Consider the following 20,333-nt stretch of genomic DNA (forward strand, 5'->3'; position numbering starts at 1 on the left):
TATGAAAAAATGGTTAATAGGATTGTTAGCAACAGGGATGTTGCTTTCTTTGACTGGCTGCAAGACAAATGAAACGAAAGAAGAACAAAAAGCAGAATCCATCACTACTTTTTCTCAAGCAGTAACTGAGGCTAAAGGAGAAACTGTCACTTTTTATGGCTTCGGTGGCGATGAAAAAGCAAACGCTTGGGTTGACGAGGTTGTAACTCCTGCAATGAAAGAAAAATACGACATTACAGTGAAGCGTATTCCGATGGACATTGACCAGATTTTGAATAAGTTGACCACTGAGAAAGAAGCAGGAGCCAAAGAAGGCGACATCGATGTAATGTGGATCAATGGTGAAAACTTTTATACAGCAAAACAAGCAAAGCTTCTTTATGGACCAATCACGGACAAAGTTGAAAGCTTTGAAAAATGGATGGATGTCGACGGACACAACTCAACGTATGATTTTGGTGTCAAAATTGATGGATACGAGGTTCCATATGGGAGTGCACAATTGGTTTTTGCAGGTGATAGCGAAAACTTCAAAGAAGGATTTCCTAAAAGTACAAAAGAATTACTTGATTATGCCAAGGCAAATCCAGGGAAACTTACTTATACAGCACCTCCGGAGTTTACAGGCAGCGCCTTTGTAAGAAATGTTATATGTGATATCGTCGGTTACGATAAGGTGGAAAATGCCAGTTCAGACAAAGACGCGCTTTATAAAGTTATCAAGCCTGGTTTGGATTATTTGAATCAGCTTAAACCCTATCTATGGCAAGAAGGAAAAACCTATCCAACGACGACCGCTGAATTGGATCAGATGTTTGCTGCTGGACAGGTCAATATGAGCTACAGCTATTCTCAGATGCATGTCGCAGAAAAGCGGAAAGAGAATGAGTTTAAACCGACAACCGAATCCTTCTTATTTGATAAAGGAACAATCGCAAACCAGAGTTACTTGGCCATAGCTGAAACATCAAAAGTCAAACCTGCAGCATTGGTACTAATTAACGAAATGACTAGTGAGAGCGCGCAATTGAAGAAAGCTGAAGCAGAGTATGGCTATAGCATTCCACCTTTTGACTCTAACAAACTGTCGAAAGAAACCAATCAGAAATTGTCAGATCTTTATAAAAATCAAGGGCTTCTTTCACTTGAAGAAATGCAAGAAAAACAAATTCCTGAGGTTCAAGCAGAAAAAATCCCTTTAATTGAGACATTATGGAAAGAGCACGTTCTTCATGAATAGAAAAACGTTCTTTGCTTTGCCTTTCATTCTGTTAAACAGCGTTATAATTTTTGCAGCACTTTTCAAAGGGCTGCAAATTAGCTTAGGGTATTATCCCATAGTGGGCTTGAAAGATTTTTCGTTAAATAATTACCAACAAGTATTAGCAGAGCCTTTCTTTCAAAAGTCGCTTTTATACAGCTGCTATTTAGCGCTGACTGCGACTTTTTTATCTTTGATAGGTGGTGTGGCGTTAGCCTTTCTGCTAATGAAAGTTCCAAGTTGTTGGTTACATAAAATAATTAACTTACCTATTTCGTTGCCTCACATAATTGTAGCGCTGATGATTATGCAATTAATTAGTCAATCAGGAATCGTTTCACGTATTTTTTTTCAGGTAGGATGGATTAATGGAATGGATCAATTTCCTTTACTAATTCATGATTCAGGAGGTTTCGGCATCCTTGCGGTTTTTCTATACAAGGAAATTCCTTTTGTTGCGGTGACGACTTTGGCAATCTTGCAGCAGTTACAGTTAGGGTATATAGAGGTGGCTAAACATTTAGGCGCCTCAACGATAAAAATATTTTTCTCAATAATTTTACCTATGATTCAAAAAACACTATTTACTTTGTTTATAATATTATTTTGTTTTACTTTTGCTTCATTTGAGGTCCCGTATTTGTTAGGGAACCCTCGTAATCAAACGATCGCAATAACAACCTATGAGTTGTTTACTCAAGCAGATTTAACCACTCGACCGTTGGCGTTTGCATTGAATCTTGTGATGTCGGGGATATGTTTGACGGTCAGCTTTCTTAGCTTGGCGATTAGCCGATTTCTACCAGGAGGGAGAAAAATATGGTAAAGCTCTCTTCAAAAACTAGTTATTATTTATTGCTCTTAACCGCATTTGTTCTATTATTACCAATGCTTTTCCTAGTTTTATGGTCATTTAGCGACCAATGGATGTATCCGTCACTTTTTCCAGAGAAGGTGGCATTGAAATCTCTTAATCAAATGAGACTTGATCCTAGCTTCTTTCCAGCTGTGGTAAATAGCTTCTTCATCGCTATAGCAACAACGCTTATTAGTCTTTTGATCGCTATGCCGGCCGCTAAATACTTTTCACTTCAAAAATTACTGGCTCCGCGCTGGATAGAAGTAATGATCTATTTGCCTTTGATTTTACCCGCCATAGCGATTGTCACGTCTACCCAGACATTATTTTTACAAGTCCATTTGACAGGAACTTTTTTTGGGATCATTTTGATTCATACATATTTTTGTTTGCCTTATGCAATGCAGATTTTGCTTGAGAGTTATCGTCAATTAGGGGAAGGGTATCAATTGACTGCGGAAAGTTTAGGTGCTAAACCTTGGACGATTTTTTGGTCTATCACCTGGCCGTTAATGAGACCTGGATTAACGACTGCTGCCAGTTTAGTATTTATTGTTTCTTTTAGCCAATATTTACCGACTTTTTTTATTGGCGGAGGAAAAATCATCACTCTGCCATTATTGCTTCTTCCTTACGCGAATAACGGCCGTTTTGGATTAGCGTCCATGTACAGTGTAGTATTTTTGTTATGTACGATGCTAGGTGTATTTATTTTAAAAAAGGCAATTGGAGGAGTCACGTATGGGACTGAGCGTTAAAAATATACAGTTAAATTACGGAAAAAAGGAAATAATACGTGACGTGTCTTTCGAGGTGAAGGCTGGGGAAATAGTTGCGCTTTTTGGACCGTCAGGGTCAGGGAAAACTAGTTTGCTCAAAATGATTGCAGGAATTCAACCTGTTTCAAAAGGAAAAATAGCGTTTACGGAAGACTTCACGCAAGATAAAACGTTATTAGTTTTTCAAGATTTTTGGCTATTTCCTCACATGACAGTCGTAGAGAATATCTCTTTTGGGTTGAAGGTACGTAAATTCGCTAAAGATAAAATAGCAGAAAAGGTCGAAAAAATCATTGAAGTGTTTGACCTGACAGGATTAGAAAAACAGTATCCTGATCAACTATCAGGTGGGCAAAAACAGCGAGTAGCATTGGCACGGGCGGTTGTACTTGAACCTAAACTGTTGTTATTGGATGAGCCCTTTGCCAACTTAGATCAACAGTTGAAAATAACTATGCGGGAATATTTAAGAAGACTGCAAGAAACGTATCAGTTTAGTATTATTTTAGTCACTCATGATCGTGACGAGGCCTTTCAACTGGCAGATCGTATGGTGATTCTATTGAAGGGTGAAATCCATCAAATTGATGAGCCTAAAGAAATTTATTACCACCCGGCCGGTCGTCTTGTAGCTGAAGCCATTGGAGAAACCAATCTTATCCGAGGGGTAGCCCAAAAGGATATTTTCCAAGCTGAAAACGTTGAGTTAAGAGTGCACAACCCAAGGAATATACAAGGGGAATCGTTACTCTTTATTCCGATCGGAATGGAAACTTCGATTCAAAACAGTGGGGCTCTAGCATTTGTTAAAAGGTGTGAGTGGACTCCTAACGGTCAACAAGTTTTACTTGAGATTGGAAACACAGAATGCACATTGACCAATCTTTCAGAAAAAGTCACTGCTGGAGAAGAAGTTTATTTAACTTTTTCTGAAACGTTAACGGTAATGCGGCTATGATTTCAATTATTATTCCGACATTGAATGAAGAAAAGAATATTTCACATTTGCTACGACAGTTAACACAATTGAGGAGTTCTATTTCTTATGAAATCATTGTTGTTGACGGGGGCAGTCAAGATCAGACATGTGAGGTAGCCAAATGCTATGCAACCGTTTATCAGCTGAAAGAAGCGAACCGTGGTGCGCAGTTAAAATTGGGTGCTGAGAAGAGCGGAGGAGAAATTTTATGGTTTCTGCACGGTGACAGTAGGTTGGAAACGACTTACTCTATTTTAGAACAAATACAGGCAGCATTAAACAATGAACAATACAGTGCTGGTTTTTTTAAACTTGCTTTTGATTCAAAGGAGCGGTTCTATCACTATCTGTCCTTTTCATCTAATTTACGGGCTCGTTATCTCGGACTCATTTTTGGAGATCAGGGATTGTTTACCACGAGACAGAACTATGAGAAAGCTGGCGGTTTTGAATCAATCGCGTTAATGGAGGATTGGCGATTGAGTCGAAACCTAAAAAAAATAGGGCTTTTTTATCCATTGCCTGTTAAATTAACTACCTCTAGTCGGAAATTTCGCAAAGGGAAAATTCGGACGCATTTAAAAATGCATAAAATAAAATTACTCTATTTGCTAGGAATGTCACCTGAAAAATTGGCGCAACGATACTACAAATAGCAAGGAGCAGCGATGTTAGAAAAAATTAAGGACTACTTAAACGAAACGTGTCTTGTTGAGCAACTTCAACTGAAATCAGCATTCACCGTTGCGTTTTTAGCACAAGGTGAATACAATCAGAATTTTCTTATTTCTGATGGAACAAGTAGTTACGTCTTTCGCTTGAATTATGGAAGTCAACTGCAACTAGATAATCAGATCCGTTATGAATACCGTGCATTAAAATGGCTTGAAAGATCTGGAAGAACGCCAAACGTGTTTTATGTAGATGATACCTGTCATTTTTTTTCGCAAGGATTGCTGATTATGGAGTTTTTAAATGGAAAGCCGTTAAATTATCGCGAGGATTTAAAAGAAGCTGCACGTATTTTTGGGAATATTCATAAACAACCAATTGATGAGGATGCTGAAAAGATCTTTGTAGAGGAAAAGGGAACGATACTATCCGCGCGTGTGACAGAATGTCAGAAATTATTGGAACCAGTCCTCAAAAGCGATGTTGTTCCATTAACAGCCAAAAAGCAATTAGTGAAAGCATTGAATTGGTGTGAAAACAATACTCACCAACAAGACTTTTTCATCGACTTGGATCATTGGTGTATCAATAATACGGAGGTAAACTCCCACAATTTTATTACTGGCGAAAAGGGTTTTCTCATTGACTGGGAAAAGCCGGTGATTAGCCATCCAGTTCAAGATATTTCACAATTCTTAGCATCAACGACGACTCTATGGCGAAGCAACTTAATCCTGAAGCAAGAGGAGAAGAAAGAATTTTTCACGCGATATTTGGTTGAAACAGACTTTAACCGCACACAATTCGAGGAGGCGCTTAAAATTTACCATCCATACTTAATGCTCCGTGCGCTCTCTTGGTCAGCAATGGCTTATGATAGTTATCAAAAGGACACTAAAAAACTGAAAAATCAGGAAATTTTTGATAAAGTATCCAGCTATCTTGACGAGCAGTTCCTACGTCATGCGTTAAAGGAGCAAGTGTTTGAATAAAAATGCGTATGTTTTGTTTACTCGCGTTCCGGTTCCAAATAAAGTTAAAACTCGACTGCAGAGTGTACTTAGTGGAGAAGAGGCCTGTGAGATGCAGCACGCTATTCTTCTAGATTGCTTTGTGAAGTTTGAAGATTTAAAAGAACAAGGGATAGATCTATTCCTTGCTTATTCAGATGAGGGGGATCCTTCGCAACTATTGGTAGATTTACCCAAGTCATTTAATCCTTTCCGGCAAAAAGGTAAAACGATTGGACAGCGAATGGACCATGCAATGACGTCTCTTTTTACTAAAGGGTATGAGAAAGTTGTATTGACTGGTAGCGACATTCCTAATCTGAATAGTAATACGATCAAATCTGCATTTGAGCAAATGACAGATATCACTTTTGGTCCGTCATCGGACGGCGGGTATTATTTGGTTGGTTGTAACAAACATATCGAGTTATCTCGTATTTTCGAGAAGAAAATCCCTTGGGGGGAAAAGGACGTGCTAGGTGAAACATTGAAGAATTTAGCAGATTACGAGGTGACTTTACTGCCTGCTATCAAAGATATCGACTTTCCAGATGATTTAAAAGAAATTCAACACGACCTAAACGATGAAAATTTTTACTTCTGTCAATGGTTGGAGAATAATAGAGGTGTATTGGATTGAGAAAAATAATTTTTGACTGTGACAATACCTTTGGCTTAGAAAATCACGACGTCGATGATGGGTTGACACTCTTTTATTTACTGGGTGCAGCAGAAATGGATCTTCTTGGAGTGACTCTGACCTATGGGAATGGAACGCTGGGAGAGGTCGTCCAGATGACGAAAGCACTTCAAAAAAAAGTGGGGATTCATTTTAACTATCATTCAAAAAATCAAGCAGATTTTTTAGTAGAGATGGTCAACAAATACCCTCACGAGGTGACAATCCTCGCAACAGGTGCATTGACAAATATATTGGACGCTAGCATGATCGACCCTGAATTTTTTATGAAAGTACAAGAAATTGTTTTGATGGGCGGGACGACGGAGCCTTTAGTAGTCAATCAACGTCCTGTCTCGGAGCTGAATTTTTCTTGTGATGCCGCAGCGTCGAAGAAGGTACTACTTAGTCGGGCGAAGATCACTATCATGAATGGGCACATGACTGCTCAAGCTTTTTTTTCAAAAAAGGATCTGAGTATATTCATAAAAGCTGCAGAAAGTCAGATAGAACAAGAATCCTTAGAATGGATAAGCGAGACATTAGAAAAATGGATCAATTGGAATGAGCAAATGTTTGGTTTCTCAGGATTTTGTAACTGGGACATGACCACTGCCGTTTATCTAGAATGCCCGGAGTTGTTTAGTCATGAAAAATATTGCTTATCAGCGACACAACCTGATCTTACAATTGGAAGGATCTCATTAGCTGAACAATCCTCCTATATAGTAAAAATGCCGAAAAGCATTCTCGACTTAACGGAATTTAATCATATAGTTATTCAACGAATGCTTGCAGGCTTATTGAAATAAGCAAGTATTTTATGATAAATGGCGTTCTCAAAATGCTAGAGTGGAAAGGAGCACCGTTGAAAAAAATAATCCTATTTATTTTATTGGTTCTTTTTGTGACCTTTCTAGGTTATCAGTTTGGTTTAGTGAGTTTGCTGACAGATATTGAAAGTCTTAGAGCGTATCTGGAAAGCCTTGGTTGGTGGGGATATGTGCTCTTTATCTTACTGTCAGTTCTTGTAGCAGTATTTCTTTTGCCAGGACAATTCTTAGCGATTGTAGGGGGCCTAGCATATGGTGGCTTTGTAGGTGGATGCTTGACCATTATCGGTGCTTCATTGGGTGCAAGCATTTCATTTATTATAGGAAAATATGTTGCAAGAGAATACATTTTGCAACGCTTTGGAACAGATCCTACTTTTCAAAAAATAGAAAAAGGCGTTCAAGAAAATGGCATCGCCTTTTTGATTTTTACCCGACTAGTCCCAGTTTTTCCTTTTGCCATTCAAAGCTATGCCTATGCGATGACACCAATGAGTATTCGTAAATTCAGCATAATTTCTTTTTTGACAATGATGCCTGCTAGTTTTATTTATGCTTTTATGGCATCAGAGATTGCTTCAAAAGGAATATCTGGAACTTTACTGGTAGAATTATCTATCGCAGGAATTCTTTTAGCGCTTCTCGCATATCTACCAAAGAAAATCAGTAAAAAATTGAATCGACTGAGTTCAGAGTATAAAAATGATTAGGCATTCTAAAGACCAGAGCGGCTGCTCTGGTCTTTTTGTTTCCCATTGGTTGATTTTTTAGCGTATAAGTTAACAACAACTCCATTGTTTTCTTTTAGTACTCATTTTAAAATTGGTATGAAAGGGGAGAGTAGGATGGAAATGAGTATAGGAAAGATCATCTCAGAAAAACGCAAAGAAAAAAAGATAACGCAGCAAGAATTGGCAAATTTTGTAGGGGTATCAAAAGCTTCTGTTTCAAAGTGGGAAACGGGGCAAACATATCCAGATATTTCACTGTTACCGCTCTTAGCTGCCTATTTCGACATGACAATAGATTCGCTTTTAGCCTATCAGCCACAACTGGAGAATCATGAAATACAGCGAATATATGCCACATTAAAGGATGGATTAAAAACTAAAGAACCGGATGAGATGTTACTTCTCATTCATAGATTGATACGACGGTACTATTCGTGCTATCCATTCGTCTTACAGATGGGCATGTTTCTATTGAATCATGCAGACTTGCTGCCAGGTGAAGAAAAACTTCCGACATACACCAAAGAAGCTCAAAAATTATTCATTCATGTTCGAACACAATCAAAAGATCCTGAATTAATTACGCAAGCTTTAAAATATGAAGCCTATACCGCGCTTGTACTACAAGAATTCGACAAAGTTTTATCCATGCTTGGAGATCGTGCGCCTATGTTGTTTCCGGTGGAAAGCTTGATCGCGGCTGCTCAGCAACAAAAGGGAGAGTCAGGTCAAGCAATTGAAACGTTGCAAAGTGGAATTTATCAATATGCAGCAGTGTTCATGAGCTTTTTCACGAATTACTTGCAGTTACTGACTGATGATCCTAAAAAATTTACTGAAACAGTTTCACGGGGAAGTCAATTTGCAAAGATTTTTCGATTCAGCTCGCTGCATCCAGTCTCATTGATGAATTTTCAATTATCTGCTGTTTTCGGCTATGCGAAAATGGGAAATGAAGAAGCTGCTTTGCAACTATTAGGGGCTTTTCTCGAGGTCATGAAGGAGACAGAATTCCCTGTTGTCTTGCACGGGGATGCCTATTTTGATCAAATCAATGAATGGCTAGATCAATCAGAAATTGGGACGCAACTCCCCAGAGATTCTATGAAAGTTCAAGAGAGTTTGAGTGATGCAATCATCGATAATCCCGTCTTTAGTCAATTCAAGGAGCAAGAGAAATTGCAGAATATTTATAGTGAATTACGTGCCATAAAGAAGGAGCATTCAAAAAATGAATAATTTAGATTTTTTCAGAGAAAATTTACCGATTCTATTGCCATTCGTGCTTCTTGAATTACTTTTAATGATCACAGCAGTTTGGCATGTACTAAAACATCCTAACTATCGATTCGGGAACAAAGCAGTGTGGTTATTGATCGTGATCGTTTTTCAGATTATTGGTCCAGTCTTCTATTTTGTATTTGGAAGAGGGGATGATTTATGAATATTTTGGAACTGCATCAAGTCTCAAAAAAGTATGGGTCAAAATATGTCTTAAATAAGTTAGATCTCCATGTTCCAAAGGGTTCAATTTTTGGGTTCGTAGGAGAAAATGGCGCTGGAAAGACAACCACTATGAGAATGATCCTCGGCTTAGAGGAAAAAAGCAGCGGCGAAATTCTTATTAAAGGAACTCCGGTTACTTTTGGGGACAATGAAACGAATCGTTATACGGGTTACTTACCTGACGTGCCAGAATTTTACGACTATATGTCTGGTAAAGAGTATTTAACTTTTTGCGGGCAACTTACTGGGATGAAAAAAGAACAGTTGTTAACGAAAGTTTCCGAGTTATTATCCTTGGTAGGTTTGAAAGAAGATAAAAAGAAAATTAAGGGATACTCCCGTGGTATGAAACAACGTTTAGGAATCGCACAGGCTTTATTGAATGATCCAGAGCTATTAATTTGCGACGAGCCTACTTCAGCCTTGGATCCAGGTGGACGAAATGATTTTTTAGAGATGTTAGCAACATTAAAAGGGCACACAACAATCGTATTTTCTACCCATATCCTGAATGATGTCGAACGTATATGCGATCATGTAGGAATCTTGGATCAAGGGCAGTTGGTGCTCAGTGGGCCTTTAGCAGAACTGAAGCAGCAATACGCAAAAAAACAAATTGAGATCGAATTCAAACAAAATATAGAGTTGCAAGACTTTACGGAAAAACTCGAACGATTGAAAATTCAGCAGCAATTGAAAGGCTACTCTTTTAACCCACAAAAAAACCAATACCTTTTAGAATATATACAGCCCTACGAAAAAATCGCACCGCTGCTTTTTAAACAATTCGAAGACGCGCAAGTCTTCCCGAAAATAATCAAGAAAATAGATCCGTCGTTAGAAACGATTTTTTTGGAGGTGATAAAGTGAAAAATTTATACTTTTTTACTAAAAAAGAAATTGTTGAAAGTTGGCGGACTTATCGTTCTGCGATCGTAATTCTGATCTTTTTGATTTTTGGGCTAATGAATCCCTTATTGGCTAAACTAACTCCTGAGATTGTTAAACTGACAGTGGGTGAGGCGATGGCTAAGACAATTCCTGAACCTACTTCACTTGATTCTTGGACGCAATTTTTTAAGAATGTTAATCAAATTGGTTTGATTGTAGTGGCATTGATATTTAGCGGAACAGTCAGTAATGAAGTGAGTAGAGGAACGCTGATTAATCTTGTTACGAAGGGGCTCAGAAGAGGGGCGATCATTGGTGGAAAAATAGTGAATCTGCTATTTCAATGGAGCATTAGCTTTCTTGTAGCCTTTCTGGTGACCTGGGGGTATACCAACTATTACTTTGACGATAGTAAAAGTTCTCATCTTTTTCAGGCTGTCTTTCCTGTGTGGCTTTTTGGAGTTTTCCTAATGAGTTTGATTCTTTTTTCTTCTACCATTGCTCGTAATAGCTATGAAGGCATGCTAGTGACGGGTGGAGGGGTCGTTTTACTCCTATTGTTGAGTCTCTTTGACAATCTTAAAAAGTACAATCCAATCTCATTGGTGACGCAAAATCTTCTGTTTTTACAGCAGGGTCCAGCTTTTGAGAAGTATGTACCAGCAATGGTACTAGCATTTTTACTTTCTCTGATATTTTTATTGTTGAGTACGCTCGTTTTAAATAAGAAAAAATTATAAGAAAGCCCCAGGTTTATTTCAGTATCTTGTCTCATCTGCAAAGTTTAGTTTTATAAATAGAAAGAAAAAGGTATGCCGCAATCTGAGGGCATACCTTTTTAAAATGATTTGCACCACTAAAAGTCGAAGGGCTGATTATTAAATAAATAAGTAAACAACCGAATAGATATAATAGGCTAATAACAACAGAGCAACAATGCAAGAAAGTTTAGTTAAAAAACCACCACGTGCGGGTTTTGTAGACTTGCGAGATTGTCGACGAGTTGTTTCTACGCCTACAGTATCTGTAATTTCTTGTTTCGCGGGACGTAACAGTACGATTGCAAGCAAATCAATGAATAACAATCCTTGCAAAACGATGCTTACGATAAACGTAATTTGATCTCCTCTAACCATTCGGAATAAGAATAGGACGATCATCAGAAGATCGAATAGTAATGTCAATAAAAGCGCCATAACAAAGCTCCTTTGAATAGGTTGGAATAAACAAGATTTATTATAGCATACAACGACTAAAAGAATAGTGGATTATTGTGAATGTTCGTCCAGCCTGTCAGTGTTTGTGATTCAAAAAAGAATAGATCATCCAATAGAGCATAAAAGCGAGAAGCGATACTAGCATCAAAAGAGCAAGCGCCCATGCGCCCTCAACAGGTTGATAATGGTGGTAGTTCATGAGTAAGTAGATAGATAAAAAAGTCGGGATCAGGGAAAAGGATAAATGGATCAATACGCGATCTTTTTTAAATAAATAAAAATAAATGATAGTCATCACAATAAAAATTAAATAAATGATCCCTGAAACGGCATTGCCAATATCCATAAGTTTCCCTCCTGAAGGCCATTATATCAAAATCAGCGCCCTCGACAAATAACAAAAAAATGAGAATTACTAATTTTAATTAATGAGGAAATCCTTTCTCATCGAGAAATACTGAACATAAGAATAATCACGTTGTTAATCCCTAATAATTCTTTCTTTATTTTAAAAAAAATGGAAACATTTGAAAAAAGCCGGGAATATCACGTTTTTTAATCGTTAGAATCCAACTAAAAAATTTTACTTTGTGATTAATATTTGTTAGTTTATATAGAGGGGAAATAAGAAAGATATTAATTGTAACCGTTTTTTAATAGTTGCTAGAGGGGGATGACATGGATTATAAAAAACTACTATGTAGTGTGATGTTATTAGGAAGTATAGGCCTATCAACAGGTGTGGCCTACGGAGAAGAAACGACGGATTCAACCAATAAAACAGAAAGTTCATCGATGGTTGAATCATCGAAGGTCTCAGAGGAAACAACGGAGACACCTTCAACAGAAAAAACGAACGAAACAATCGATTCAGAAACAACCGAAGCCAGTTCGAGTGAGCAGCCGCAGGCGAGTGAAGAAAATGAATCGGTGGATGAGCAGGAATTTGATGAATTAGGGAATTTACAATTTCATCATCCTATTCGATTCGAAGATTTCACTTTAGCGCCACCCGCTTTTCGAGCAGCGCGTTCAGCTGTAAATACACAACAGGCGTTTATAAACCAAGTAGCGCCTTCAGCAAAGTCTTTAGCAAATTCAAATAATCTCTACGCTTCTGTAATGATCGCGCAAGCAATCGTTGAAAGTGGCTGGGGAGGAAGTGACCTCTCCAGATCGCCTAACCACAATCTCTTCGGTATAAAAGGAATGTACAACGGTCAATCAGTAACCATGCCAACATGGGAATATAGTGAAAAAAATGGCTGGTATCAGATCAACGCCAAATTTAGAAAATACCCTTCATTCAAGGAGTCTTTGGGCGATAATGTAACTATTTTAAAAACTACATCGTTCTCAGCAGGCAATTATTATTATTCTGGTGCTTGGAAAAGTAATACTAAATCGTACAAAGATGCGACTGCCTGGTTAACGGGACGCTACGCAACTGCGCCAAATTATGGTTCTACTCTAAATAGTGTCATTGAGACCTATAAGTTAACCCAGTATGACTCTGGTGGAAACAATGGTGGCGGTTCAACCCCAGCACCTGTACAAACCAATGCAATGTATCGTTTGTACAATCCAAACAGTGGGGAGCATTTTTATACGGCCAGTACAGGTGAACGAGACAACGTTAGAAAAGCAGGATGGCGTTACGAAGGAATCGGTTGGCAGGCTCCAAAGAGCGGTACACCTGTTTATCGTCTCTATAACCCGAATGCAGGAGACCATCATTACACACCGATTGTCTCCGAAAAGAATCATTTAGTAAAAGTCGGTTGGCGTTATGAAGGAGTAAGCTGGTATTCAGGTGGCAGTAAGCCACTGTATCGCCTGTATAATCCAAATGCAAAAGCAGGCGCGCATCATTACACATTGCTTCAAAGCGAGCGAGATAATTTGATTAAACACGGCTGGCGCAATGAAGGAATTGGCTGGTACGGACAATAAAATAATGATACTAAAAAAGATCTTGATGAGAGGCTTCATCAAGATCTTTTTTGCGAGAAAACTGCCTGCTTAATCTAATGATGTTAATCAAGTGAGGACACCGATACCTTGACCAGACGATCGTCTTGATTGTCTGGAGACCCGCGACCATCACGATTATTTGTTACAAAATAGAGGGTATTTCCATCGATGAAGACATCTCTTATGCGGCCAAATCCCTTGACAACTTGCTTTTCTTCCTCCGAGTCTAAATCAAAACGTAAAATAGCAGTTCCGCGTAGCCCTGCTACGTAAAGGGCTTCATCCTTATAAGCCATTCCTGAAGGAGCCCAGGTCTGACTATTTCCAGAGGTGAAAAGCGGGGACTCCATTCCGTCACGCTCTTCTGAGCCTTCAATGTCAGGCCAGCCATAATTCCTGCCTTCTCTGATTCTATTGATCTCATCATTCGCGCTTGCCCCATGCTCGCTTGCATACATCGTCTCATCAGAAGACCAAGTTAATCCTTGTGCGTTTCGATGGCCATAACTATAAACATAGGAATTAGAGAAGGGATTATCGTCGGGAATAGACCCATCGAAATTTAGACGTAGAATTTTTCCAGCTAAAGAATCTCTGTCTTGCGCTAAGTCGGGCTGAGAGGCATCACCAGTTGTCGCGTATATCTTTTTATCCGGGCCAATTTTAATTCTTCCGCCGTGATGCGTACTCCCGCTAGGAATATCGTCTAATAAAACTGCTGTTTCTTGCCATTCGTCATTTGCTAAGGTCAATTCTACAATTCTGTTCAGTCGATTCCCGTTGTCTTCATACGTATAATAGGCAATGCCTTTTTGTGATTCTGAGAAATCAGGATAGAGCACAAAACCCAAAAGTCCCGCTTCAGAAGCAGAGGATAGGGGACGTTCCAAAGAAACGGATTGACGTTCCACCTCACCATCAGAGATTTTTGCAATCGTTCCTCCTCGTTCACTAATATAAAAAGTTTCATTGTGACGTTCAATCGACCAAGGAATAGCTAAATTTTCTGCAATGACTTCTGCTTCTTGTCCATCAGATTCTTTTGTGCCAGACAACTCTGAAACAGTCGCTGAGTCTTCGTTCCCGCAGCCGCTTAGAGCTACAAATAGCATTCCTAAAAATAACGGGTTCTTTATCATTCCTTCTTCCTCCTAGAATATTAAAATCTTAAGTGGCTCGTAGTTATTAATTTTAACCTATCATTATTTTGGACTGGAAGTAAAAAAATATGCTTTAAATAAAAGCATGCAAGGGATTGAGCACACAAAAAAAGACAAAGTATTCTACCCGCATAAGCAGCTATAACTTTGTCTCTTAAGAGTTACCATGAAATCATAAAAAAGAACATCAATGTTTTCATGATAAACATTATTGTTTTAGTGAACACCAAAATTTAACATACCATAAACTCGTTTTCTGTACCCTAATTTTCAACGTCTGAAATTTCTGAAATAACAAAAAAACTATGAAGTTTATCAGTAGAATAATCATATTTTTTTCCAATTTCACATAGCACCTGCTGATTCGACTCTAGAACTACGTCACTCCCGTCATACAAACTATCCGTTGGGAGCAGAATTTCGAAAGGTTTTTTGTCATCCAACACCAAGGGCTTTTGAAAGAAATATCCAGCGATCTTTTTCATGAGAATTACTCCTTTTTCTATTATTTGTTATATATTACATCAGCTATTCTAGTAAAACCAGAAATAAGCTCTATAACGGGTGTAATTTAAAGCAACCGCAAAAGCGCGATTCCAAGAACACCTGTTAATACGATTTTCATGAGGTCATTTGTACGAATACCAACGATCAATGCTGGGATACACGCAAAAATTTCTGGAAAACGCAATGTAGGGAAATGACCTGTTTGGAAATTCAGTAAACTTTGAAACAATAGCGCTGTCAAAATCGTCATTGGTAAATAACTTAAAAATTTTTGGAAAGTTGGCGGTAATGTGAGCGCTTTTGTCAAAACGAAGGGCAGTACACGTGGTACCCAAGTGACCAACGCACATCCTAACAAAGTTAGTAAGTAATAATTATTATTCATCACGTATCAATACCCCCGATAAGCAGCCCAGTAATGTCGACAAAATAACAGAAAGTTCAGCAGAAACAAAACGCATCAAAAGAAAGAGGCTGATGATTGTTACTGCCAAAATGGTCCATGTTTTATTTTTTTGCCTTTTTAAGGGTAATTGCACTTGGAACAAAAACAATCCAAGAAACATCGCAGTCAATGCAAAATCAAATCCAAAAATAGTAGGATCAGGAATAAAATTTCCTAACAGTGCACCGATAACGGTAGAAAGAATCCAAATAAGGTAAGCTGTAAGATTCAATCCGTGCATCCACGAACTATTGACCTTTTTTTCTTGTGCAAGCGTGGACATCAGTACGCCGTAGGACTCATCAGTCAACAATGTTCCAATAGCAATACCATTTATGAGTGAATCATCTTTAAAATAGTGGGCAACAGAAAGACTCATAAGCAAATGCCGTAAATTAACAAGAAAAATAGTAAAGACGATCGATAAAATAGGCGCACTTAGTAAAAGCAACCCGCATAAAATAAATTGCGCACTTCCCGCATAAACGACAGTAGACATCAAAAAAATCTGCCAAATAGCAAGATGAGCGGATTTTCCGACGATACCCATCGCGATCCCAATTCCTAAATACCCCATAATTGTGGGGATACAAGCTTTAACACCATCAAAAAAACTGGGGTTTTGAACAATACGATTATCCATAATTTTTCCTCTCATTTGGTTTTAATCATATTAGAACAAAACTAATAAAAAAACAAGAGGATAAAAAATAAAAAAAGAGCAATAAGTCCAACGAGCGTTAGCAATAGTTGGCGGTGAATCAATGCTCAATTTATTTTACCACAGAAATATTAGCTTAAAAACTAATATTATTACTATTTTTAGACGATTAATTTAAAAATGCTGTTGGAAGTTGGTGGCATTTTGATTTTCTAGAAAGTTATAAGTGTTGTATAATGATTTTAAGGGAGGCGTTCTCAATGAAAGAAAGTTATAAAAAAATTCTTGTAGCAGTGGATGGTTCTACCGCTTCTACTGATGCATTCAATGAAGCATTGAACATAGCTGAACGTAATGGAGCAAAACTTTTTATACTTACAGTTGTGGATTATAAATTTTCTTTAGGAGATCCAGCATTTATTAATGATGCATTAAAATTCCATCTTAACAATGCTGAAATCGAGCTCGAGCAACTCATTGCTAATTCAGATATCAGTAAGTTGGACTACGAAACTAAAATTGATTCTGGAAATCCTAAACGGAAGATTGTCGATTACGCAGTTGAAACGCAAGTAGACTTAATTATTGTTGGATCAACCGGCAAGGGTGCAGTGGAACAAGCTATAGTGGGATCTACTACAGCGTATGTAGTAAATCACGCAAGTTGTAATGTCATGGTTGTAAAGCCATAATTTTAAAGAAAAAAAGAAGGGTTTCTATTCAATCAATGAATAGAAACCCTATTTTTATTGGGATAGTAGGGCTCGAACCTACACTTACCTGATTCAGAGTCAGGCGCCTTACCAATTTGGCCATATCCCAATTAAGAACAGAAAAAAGTATAACGCTAGTTTTCCTATTCTTCAAATGAAAAGACTCGATTATTTTTTACCCGCTTGTTTTAAGGCAGCTAAAATGATATTCCCGTCAGCAAAACCTAAATTGATCTTAACCACTTCGGTGCTGAAAAGCAGGGTTAAGCGAATCCCGTTTAGCTTTTTCTTACCACTAATTTCTTTGCACTGGTATAGATTGTATTTATAAGACTTTTGCTTGCTCAGGGCATAAAGTGTACTTCCTGAGATTCCGTATGCAGTTAGGCCTTCTTGCTTCTTTATACTTTCGTACTTATGGAAACCGATAAAAGAAAATGAAAAATTTGTTTTTGGAAATTCTGCTAAGAAGTTAGTAAATAATAAGACGCCCTTTTCTTCCGTAGTGTTGTAATTGATTCCATACTTTTTGGTAAATTGATAGAGTTCTTTTGCTGTATTCATAAAAACCTCGCTTTTCTTGATAAACTAAGTATAAATCTTGTTTCTTATTATAGAAACCATTTTTATCGGCTAAAACGACGAGTGTTAATAAATTCTGAAATAGCCATAGTTATCAATAAAAAGCCAAAAATTTGAAAAAGAAACATCAAGCTGCTGAAAGGGTTAAACAATAAGAAGAAACCCGCAACAATCATCAAGGCGCTGTATATGACTTGGGCCATAACTGGAAAACCATTTCTTTTCGCAGACCAGCTTTGAAGAAATTGACCAATGGCAAAGATCAAAATAATAAAACCTAAGAACATCGGCAAAATACTGATAATTCCTTTTGAAAACCAAAGGATTACAAATGCGATAATAATTCGCGTAATTCCGCTAGTAGTTTCAAACCCAACATTTCCAGTATATTTTTTCGCTTTTACCCCACGGATAATTTGCATGATACCGAAAATTAGTAGATAGAAAAAGATGATATACACGATCCCTCTGAAAACACTACGTGGTGAAATCAATATAGCAATTCCAAGTATTAGATAGAAAGCACTTCTCAAATAGCCGTCTTTTTTTATTGAATCGATAAAATTTAACATGAACGATCACTCCCTTGAAATGATTTTACCTGATTTAAGTTTTTTTTGCGACTGAAGCGAAGATTTCGATTGTAAACCATTCCATAGTTCGGTATAATTGCGAATAACATTGATCCAAAAGCTAGACGAACAAATGAATGTCGATACTGGAGGGCTTACTTATGAATGAAGAAGAAATTGAGCTAGGAAGAAGTTATCGCTGCCACCCAATTGGGTTCGAAGAATGTGTTGAGGGCGAAGTAATTTCTAAAATGACAAATTGTGCTGTTGTACGTATCAATCAGTGTGAAGAGATTGATCAAGAGCAGCGAGATGACAAATCTAACATGGTCGTGGTAAAATATTCTAATTTCATTCCAAGTTAGAAGGCGGTTTTTTTGAATATATTTACAGTGTTACTGGGGATATTTACGATCGTTCTGTATGTATTCCTATTAATAGCTCGCAGAGATATCGTTATTCCGGTTTTTAAACGACGTAGACAATATCCTTTTTATCTTTTTTTAGCGCTGCTGATCTTGTGGATTGGCTTTACTAGTTGGCAAGATTTTAATGGTCGTGTTCAGACTGTCTTAGCCGCGTTAGTGATGCTGAGTTTTCTGCTAGATAAAAGAGGGTTTACTGAAGAGCAGTTACTTCTTTTTAGTTTAGATAATCGTGGGATACCATTGAATGAGATCGAGCGTGTCGTTTTGTTTCAAGAAGATAGTGGATTGATAAAACTTAACTATTTTCGCAAGGATCGACGTGGTCCGATTTTGACTTTTGATTATTCTTTGACAGAGTTTGTTGTTTTCTTGTCTACACACCTTAGTGAAGGCAGTACGTTGGAGATATTGACTAAAGAAGATCAAGATAAAAATGGAAAGTAAAAGATGGCGGTTGCCATCTTTTTTTTGTCATTTTATTCGCCAGTTTAAATATAAAAAAAGGTATGATCAAAAATGATCACACCTTCATTTCAGAGATTAATGAAAAACGCGGAAACGTTCGTCATCAGCTAAAAATTCTTTTTCATTTGCTTCGCCTTCTTTAGAGCCGAAAACCAATTGTGAACGTAATTGCCAGTTTGCAGGAATATCCCATTCTTCTGCAACAGCGTCATCGATAACTGGATTGTAATGTTGTAAGTTTGCGCCAAGGCCTGCAGAAGTTAACGCAGTCCATGTATTTGCAGTAGCAATCCCGTTTGATTGTTCTGCCCAATCTGGGAAGTTATCAGCGTATAGTGCAAATTGTTCTTGCAAATTCTTCACAGTATCTGTTTCTTTAAAGAATAATACGGTACCGTAAGCTGTTCTGAAGCCATCAATTTTTGCTTGTGTATTAGGGAAAACTTCAGCAGGAGTTAATGGTTTCAAAGCTTCTTCAACGATGTTCCACAATTTTTCATGTGCATCACCGAAAAGAATTACTGCACGAGGAGATTGTGCGTTAAAAGCCGTTGGGCTGTTTTTAATAGCATCTTTGATTACTTCTGTAACTTCTTCTTCAGATAATTTAACGTCACGTCCTAATGCATAATGTGAACGACGTTCTTTTAATGATTCTAAAAATTGAGACATAATAATTCCACCTTTTTGTTTTTTTCTTTGTTAACAATGATTACTTTATCATCTTACAAAAAGTAAGGAAAGAAATATGCTTGAGAAAAATAAAAAACTTTTTAGCTAAAGAATAACTGCTGATAAATGAATCAAATATGATAAACTACTATTATGATCGTTAGAATGGAGGTTCGTAAGTGAATATAAAAGAGGCAGTAAAGACAATTATTTATTTTTTGATTTTAGCAGCGATTTTAATCGGACTACGACATTTTGTTTTTACACCTGTCGTTGTTAAAGGGGATTCTATGGACCCTACATTAGCAGATGGCGAACGCGTGATTGCTCTAAAGAACACTGAGATCAAACGTTTTGACATCGTAACTTTTCCAGCGCCTGACGATGAAGGAAAAAATTATATTAAGCGTGTAATTGGTTTGCCTGGCGATACGATTGAATATAAGGATGACCAGCTTTATATCAATGGAAAGAAAACGGATGAACCTTATTTGGATGAGTACAAAGGTGAATTAACAGACAGTCAACCGCTGACTTATGATTTTAACTTAAAAGACCTATATGGCTCCGAAAAAATTCCTGAAGGCGAATTATTCGTTTTAGGAGACAATCGTCGCATCTCTAAAGACAGCCGAATCATTGGAATGATCAAGGAGAAGAACATCATGGCAGATGTGAAGTTTGTTTTTTGGCCATTAAATCGATTTGGAACTGTAGACTAGCATTTTTTGCTAGTC

The 20,333-nt window shown here is 37.6% G+C and carries 27 protein-coding genes and 1 tRNA gene; 18 read left to right on the forward strand and 10 right to left on the reverse strand.

What is annotated here, in order from left to right:
- The first annotated feature begins 1 nt into the window (after position 1).
- The 13 genes from I592_RS07150 (at position 2) to I592_RS07210 (ending at position 10,940) form a co-directional block, all read left to right on the forward strand.
- Positions 2-1,240: an ABC transporter substrate-binding protein gene (locus I592_RS07150; RefSeq protein WP_010780877.1), complete on the forward strand. Its 1,239-nt coding sequence runs from the start codon at positions 2-4 to the stop codon at positions 1,238-1,240.
- Positions 1,233-2,087 (forward strand): ABC transporter permease, encoded by an 855-nt coding sequence (locus I592_RS07155; RefSeq protein ID WP_010780876.1) that lies wholly within the window; start codon positions 1,233-1,235, stop codon positions 2,085-2,087. Before I592_RS07150 ends, I592_RS07155 begins: the two co-directional genes overlap by 8 nt.
- Positions 2,081-2,878: an ABC transporter permease subunit gene (locus I592_RS07160; RefSeq protein WP_010780875.1), complete on the forward strand. Its 798-nt coding sequence runs from the start codon at positions 2,081-2,083 to the stop codon at positions 2,876-2,878. The genes I592_RS07155 and I592_RS07160 overlap by 7 nt, the downstream gene beginning before the upstream one ends.
- Positions 2,862-3,857, forward strand: coding sequence for an ABC transporter ATP-binding protein (locus tag I592_RS07165; RefSeq protein ID WP_010780874.1), 996 nt, complete (start codon positions 2,862-2,864; stop codon positions 3,855-3,857). The genes I592_RS07160 and I592_RS07165 overlap by 17 nt, the downstream gene beginning before the upstream one ends.
- Complete coding sequence (locus I592_RS07170) at positions 3,854-4,534, forward strand: TIGR04283 family arsenosugar biosynthesis glycosyltransferase (RefSeq protein ID WP_010780873.1); 681 nt, start codon at positions 3,854-3,856, stop codon at positions 4,532-4,534. The genes I592_RS07165 and I592_RS07170 overlap by 4 nt, the downstream gene beginning before the upstream one ends.
- Before the next feature lie 12 nt (positions 4,535-4,546).
- Positions 4,547-5,542 carry an aminoglycoside phosphotransferase family protein gene (locus tag I592_RS07175; RefSeq protein ID WP_010780872.1) on the forward strand — a complete coding sequence of 332 codons (996 nt, stop codon included), beginning with the start codon at positions 4,547-4,549 and terminating at the stop codon, positions 5,540-5,542.
- A complete protein-coding gene (locus I592_RS07180; protein WP_010780871.1) occupies positions 5,535-6,200 on the forward strand; it encodes a TIGR04282 family arsenosugar biosynthesis glycosyltransferase in 666 nt (221 codons plus the stop codon). The genes I592_RS07175 and I592_RS07180 overlap by 8 nt, the downstream gene beginning before the upstream one ends.
- Positions 6,197-7,051 (forward strand): nucleoside hydrolase, encoded by an 855-nt coding sequence (locus I592_RS07185; RefSeq protein ID WP_010780870.1) that lies wholly within the window; start codon positions 6,197-6,199, stop codon positions 7,049-7,051. Before I592_RS07180 ends, I592_RS07185 begins: the two co-directional genes overlap by 4 nt.
- A 56-nt stretch (positions 7,052-7,107) precedes the next feature.
- Complete coding sequence (locus tag I592_RS07190; protein WP_010780869.1) at positions 7,108-7,782, forward strand: TVP38/TMEM64 family protein; 675 nt, start codon at positions 7,108-7,110, stop codon at positions 7,780-7,782.
- A 135-nt stretch (positions 7,783-7,917) separates the two neighbouring features.
- On the forward strand, positions 7,918-9,042 hold the full coding sequence (locus I592_RS07195) for a helix-turn-helix domain-containing protein (RefSeq protein WP_044926136.1): 1,125 nt from the start codon (positions 7,918-7,920) through the stop codon (positions 9,040-9,042).
- Positions 9,035-9,247 carry a PLD nuclease N-terminal domain-containing protein gene (locus tag I592_RS07200; protein ID WP_010780867.1) on the forward strand — a complete coding sequence of 71 codons (213 nt, stop codon included), beginning with the start codon at positions 9,035-9,037 and terminating at the stop codon, positions 9,245-9,247. The genes I592_RS07195 and I592_RS07200 overlap by 8 nt, the downstream gene beginning before the upstream one ends.
- Complete coding sequence (locus I592_RS07205; RefSeq protein ID WP_010780866.1) at positions 9,244-10,179, forward strand: ABC transporter ATP-binding protein; 936 nt, start codon at positions 9,244-9,246, stop codon at positions 10,177-10,179. The genes I592_RS07200 and I592_RS07205 overlap by 4 nt, the downstream gene beginning before the upstream one ends.
- Entirely contained in the window at positions 10,176-10,940 is a 765-nt protein-coding gene (locus I592_RS07210) for an ABC transporter permease (protein WP_010780865.1), read from the forward strand. Before I592_RS07205 ends, I592_RS07210 begins: the two co-directional genes overlap by 4 nt.
- Positions 10,941-11,078: 138 nt before the next feature.
- Here the strand turns inward: I592_RS07210 and I592_RS07215 are convergent, their stop codons facing one another.
- The gene (locus I592_RS07215) at positions 11,079-11,396 is read right to left on the reverse strand and encodes a hypothetical protein (RefSeq protein WP_010780864.1); all 318 of its coding nucleotides are present in this window, start codon (positions 11,394-11,396) and stop codon (positions 11,079-11,081) included.
- Positions 11,397-11,493: 97 nt separating this feature from the next.
- Positions 11,494-11,763 (reverse strand): hypothetical protein, encoded by a 270-nt coding sequence (locus I592_RS07220; protein WP_010780863.1) that lies wholly within the window; start codon positions 11,761-11,763, stop codon positions 11,494-11,496.
- A 332-nt stretch (positions 11,764-12,095) separates the two neighbouring features.
- On the opposite strand from I592_RS07220, the gene I592_RS07225 reads away from it, so the two are divergent.
- Positions 12,096-13,370 carry a glycoside hydrolase family 73 protein gene (locus I592_RS07225; RefSeq protein ID WP_010780862.1) on the forward strand — a complete coding sequence of 425 codons (1,275 nt, stop codon included), beginning with the start codon at positions 12,096-12,098 and terminating at the stop codon, positions 13,368-13,370.
- Positions 13,371-13,453: 83 nt separating this feature from the next.
- On the opposite strand, the gene I592_RS07230 is transcribed toward I592_RS07225, so the two are convergent.
- The 4 genes from I592_RS07230 to I592_RS07245 all read right to left on the reverse strand — a co-directional run bounded on the left by I592_RS07230 (position 13,454) and on the right by I592_RS07245 (position 16,146).
- Positions 13,454-14,530, reverse strand: coding sequence for a PQQ-dependent sugar dehydrogenase (locus tag I592_RS07230; RefSeq protein ID WP_010780861.1), 1,077 nt, complete (start codon positions 14,528-14,530; stop codon positions 13,454-13,456).
- A 284-nt stretch (positions 14,531-14,814) separates the two neighbouring features.
- Positions 14,815-15,036 (reverse strand): hypothetical protein, encoded by a 222-nt coding sequence (locus I592_RS07235; protein ID WP_010780860.1) that lies wholly within the window; start codon positions 15,034-15,036, stop codon positions 14,815-14,817.
- 86 nt (positions 15,037-15,122) lie between these two features.
- Entirely contained in the window at positions 15,123-15,443 is a 321-nt protein-coding gene (locus I592_RS07240; protein WP_044926139.1) for an AzlD domain-containing protein, read from the reverse strand.
- Positions 15,436-16,146, reverse strand: coding sequence for an AzlC family ABC transporter permease (locus I592_RS07245; protein ID WP_010780858.1), 711 nt, complete (start codon positions 16,144-16,146; stop codon positions 15,436-15,438). The genes I592_RS07240 and I592_RS07245 overlap by 8 nt, the downstream gene beginning before the upstream one ends.
- A gap of 278 nt (positions 16,147-16,424) precedes the next feature.
- On the opposite strand from I592_RS07245, the gene I592_RS07250 reads away from it, so the two are divergent.
- Positions 16,425-16,856 (forward strand): universal stress protein, encoded by a 432-nt coding sequence (locus I592_RS07250; RefSeq protein ID WP_010780857.1) that lies wholly within the window; start codon positions 16,425-16,427, stop codon positions 16,854-16,856.
- Between the two features lie 57 nt (positions 16,857-16,913).
- On the opposite strand, the gene I592_RS07255 is transcribed toward I592_RS07250, so the two are convergent.
- The 3 genes from I592_RS07255 to I592_RS07265 form a co-directional block, all read right to left on the reverse strand.
- Positions 16,914-16,986 (reverse strand) — tRNA-Gln (locus tag I592_RS07255).
- A 59-nt stretch (positions 16,987-17,045) separates the two neighbouring features.
- A complete protein-coding gene (locus tag I592_RS07260) occupies positions 17,046-17,441 on the reverse strand; it encodes a hypothetical protein (RefSeq protein WP_010780856.1) in 396 nt (131 codons plus the stop codon).
- A gap of 62 nt (positions 17,442-17,503) precedes the next feature.
- Positions 17,504-18,031 (reverse strand): HdeD family acid-resistance protein, encoded by a 528-nt coding sequence (locus I592_RS07265; protein ID WP_010780855.1) that lies wholly within the window; start codon positions 18,029-18,031, stop codon positions 17,504-17,506.
- A gap of 161 nt (positions 18,032-18,192) precedes the next feature.
- Here I592_RS07265 and I592_RS07270 point away from each other — a divergent pair, with 161 nt between their 5' ends.
- Together I592_RS07270 and I592_RS07275 are read left to right on the forward strand one after the other, a co-directional pair.
- On the forward strand, positions 18,193-18,396 hold the full coding sequence (locus tag I592_RS07270; RefSeq protein ID WP_010780854.1) for a hypothetical protein: 204 nt from the start codon (positions 18,193-18,195) through the stop codon (positions 18,394-18,396).
- Positions 18,397-18,408: 12 nt separating this feature from the next.
- Positions 18,409-18,903: a hypothetical protein gene (locus I592_RS07275; RefSeq protein WP_010780853.1), complete on the forward strand. Its 495-nt coding sequence runs from the start codon at positions 18,409-18,411 to the stop codon at positions 18,901-18,903.
- A 96-nt stretch (positions 18,904-18,999) separates the two neighbouring features.
- Here I592_RS07275 and I592_RS07280 read toward each other — a convergent pair whose 3' ends face one another.
- Positions 19,000-19,596: a nitroreductase family protein gene (locus I592_RS07280; protein WP_010780852.1), complete on the reverse strand. Its 597-nt coding sequence runs from the start codon at positions 19,594-19,596 to the stop codon at positions 19,000-19,002.
- Between the two features lie 179 nt (positions 19,597-19,775).
- Here I592_RS07280 and lepB point away from each other — a divergent pair, with 179 nt between their 5' ends.
- The gene (gene lepB, locus I592_RS07285; RefSeq protein WP_010780851.1) at positions 19,776-20,318 is read left to right on the forward strand and encodes a signal peptidase I; all 543 of its coding nucleotides are present in this window, start codon (positions 19,776-19,778) and stop codon (positions 20,316-20,318) included.
- The last annotated feature ends 15 nt before the right edge of the window (positions 20,319-20,333 follow it).

Origin of the sequence: Enterococcus gilvus ATCC BAA-350 (assembly GCF_000407545.1) — a bacterium.
GTDB lineage: Bacteria > Bacillota > Bacilli > Lactobacillales > Enterococcaceae > Enterococcus_A > Enterococcus_A gilvus.

Excerpts from the sequence above, each read along its gene's own strand:
- I592_RS07150 (WP_010780877.1), top strand. The coding sequence starts at position 2 with ATGAAAAAATGGTTAATAGGATTGTTAGCAACAGGGATGTTGCTTTCT.
- I592_RS07155 (WP_010780876.1), top strand. The coding sequence starts at position 1,233 with ATGAATAGAAAAACGTTCTTTGCTTTGCCTTTCATTCTGTTAAACAGC.
- I592_RS07160 (WP_010780875.1), top strand. The coding sequence starts at position 2,081 with ATGGTAAAGCTCTCTTCAAAAACTAGTTATTATTTATTGCTCTTAACC.
- I592_RS07165 (WP_010780874.1), top strand. The coding sequence starts at position 2,862 with ATGGGACTGAGCGTTAAAAATATACAGTTAAATTACGGAAAAAAGGAA.
- I592_RS07170 (WP_010780873.1), top strand. The coding sequence starts at position 3,854 with ATGATTTCAATTATTATTCCGACATTGAATGAAGAAAAGAATATTTCA.
- I592_RS07175 (WP_010780872.1), top strand. The coding sequence starts at position 4,547 with ATGTTAGAAAAAATTAAGGACTACTTAAACGAAACGTGTCTTGTTGAG.
- I592_RS07195 (WP_044926136.1), top strand. The coding sequence starts at position 7,918 with ATGGAAATGAGTATAGGAAAGATCATCTCAGAAAAACGCAAAGAAAAA.
- I592_RS07200 (WP_010780867.1), top strand. The coding sequence starts at position 9,035 with ATGAATAATTTAGATTTTTTCAGAGAAAATTTACCGATTCTATTGCCA.
- I592_RS07205 (WP_010780866.1), top strand. The coding sequence starts at position 9,244 with ATGAATATTTTGGAACTGCATCAAGTCTCAAAAAAGTATGGGTCAAAA.
- I592_RS07215 (WP_010780864.1), bottom strand. The coding sequence starts at position 11,396 with ATGGCGCTTTTATTGACATTACTATTCGATCTTCTGATGATCGTCCTA.
- I592_RS07220 (WP_010780863.1), bottom strand. The coding sequence starts at position 11,763 with ATGGATATTGGCAATGCCGTTTCAGGGATCATTTATTTAATTTTTATT.
- I592_RS07225 (WP_010780862.1), top strand. The coding sequence starts at position 12,096 with ATGGATTATAAAAAACTACTATGTAGTGTGATGTTATTAGGAAGTATA.
- I592_RS07230 (WP_010780861.1), bottom strand. The coding sequence starts at position 14,530 with ATGATAAAGAACCCGTTATTTTTAGGAATGCTATTTGTAGCTCTAAGC.
- I592_RS07235 (WP_010780860.1), bottom strand. The coding sequence starts at position 15,036 with ATGAAAAAGATCGCTGGATATTTCTTTCAAAAGCCCTTGGTGTTGGAT.
- I592_RS07240 (WP_044926139.1), bottom strand. The coding sequence starts at position 15,443 with ATGAATAATAATTATTACTTACTAACTTTGTTAGGATGTGCGTTGGTC.
- I592_RS07245 (WP_010780858.1), bottom strand. The coding sequence starts at position 16,146 with ATGGATAATCGTATTGTTCAAAACCCCAGTTTTTTTGATGGTGTTAAA.
- I592_RS07250 (WP_010780857.1), top strand. The coding sequence starts at position 16,425 with ATGAAAGAAAGTTATAAAAAAATTCTTGTAGCAGTGGATGGTTCTACC.
- I592_RS07260 (WP_010780856.1), bottom strand. The coding sequence starts at position 17,441 with ATGAATACAGCAAAAGAACTCTATCAATTTACCAAAAAGTATGGAATC.
- I592_RS07265 (WP_010780855.1), bottom strand. The coding sequence starts at position 18,031 with ATGTTAAATTTTATCGATTCAATAAAAAAAGACGGCTATTTGAGAAGT.
- I592_RS07270 (WP_010780854.1), top strand. The coding sequence starts at position 18,193 with ATGAATGAAGAAGAAATTGAGCTAGGAAGAAGTTATCGCTGCCACCCA.
- I592_RS07280 (WP_010780852.1), bottom strand. The coding sequence starts at position 19,596 with ATGTCTCAATTTTTAGAATCATTAAAAGAACGTCGTTCACATTATGCA.